The organism is uncultured Roseibium sp. (assembly GCF_947499295.1).
GTDB lineage: Bacteria > Pseudomonadota > Alphaproteobacteria > Rhizobiales > Stappiaceae > Roseibium.
Genome location: NZ_CANMNP010000108.1, coordinates 1 through 921, shown reverse-complemented (window position 1 = coordinate 921; position 921 = coordinate 1). Strand labels below are relative to the sequence as shown.

The window sequence follows — 921 nt, the reverse complement described above, 5'->3', positions numbered from 1 at the left end:
TGCAAGATATGGACTTCAGAACCTGATCGTTTCAGACTTAATCCGATCCATCAAATGCCGGGACTGAACACCTAGGCAAGCGCGACGCTCACGCCGCGCAGCAGGACTGCGTAGATGGCCATCTCTTTAAGTTGAGACCGCCTCAACGCTTTTTTCCAAGAGCATCAAAGGCCTTGAGTGCAAGCGCTCATTTCCCAGCACGTTGACGCCGTCGATTTGTTGGGACGTGTTCGAATGAGAGAGCGTCCGGTTAGATCAGGCGGTAGTTGTTTTCGGGAAGTTGAAAGGCAGCAGATCGTTGATGTCTGCATCGGCGAGGAGCTATCAACGGCCAAAACCGGGACAAACGCTGGCGCCGAAGAGGACGGCACAGTCCCCGCCTCCTTGGCTGCCTTGATCCATTTCCTCAAAAGGTTTGCATTGACCCCATTGTCAAGCGCAAGACGCGATACCGAAACACCGGGCTCAAGACAGGACCCAACAAGACGCACTTTCCACGCGGGGTCGTACCAACGCCACCCGTCACGACCCACCTACCTTACATTCAGCTTCTGATTTTCTTCCATGAAATGGTGTCCACCTAACCTTGGCGGAAACCTAATGCATCAATGCGATCAACGGCAAAAGGAGCCGGGAAATTCGCGCTTACATTAGTTTGGAGTGAATTTTGTTGAGATCTTTTTTTATTATTCTGCCGCGGTGAAAGGGCGTGCCCCCCTTCGCTGAACAGATCTTCAGGACGTTCTGAAGGATCCGGCAGGTTGCTGACGAGGAAGCTGGTTGGTAGTGTCAAAGATCTTTCGCACTTTCGTTTTCGGGCGACGGCTCCCTGGGTTTGGTTTTACTCCTGGTAGAGCGTTGTCATGCTCATGTATTTTCGGCTTGACCATTTGCCGCCCGCGATAGGCCTGAGCCTGGCCG

1 protein-coding gene is annotated in these 921 nt (G+C 53.0%); it reads right to left on the bottom strand.

Going from position 1 to position 921, the window contains the following annotated elements; genetic code table 11:
- Positions 1-164: 164 nt before the first annotated feature.
- The gene (locus Q0835_RS30450; RefSeq protein WP_366142424.1) at positions 165-491 is read right to left on the bottom strand and encodes a transposase; all 327 of its coding nucleotides are present in this window, start codon (positions 489-491) and stop codon (positions 165-167) included.
- Positions 492-921: the final 430 nt, after the last annotated feature.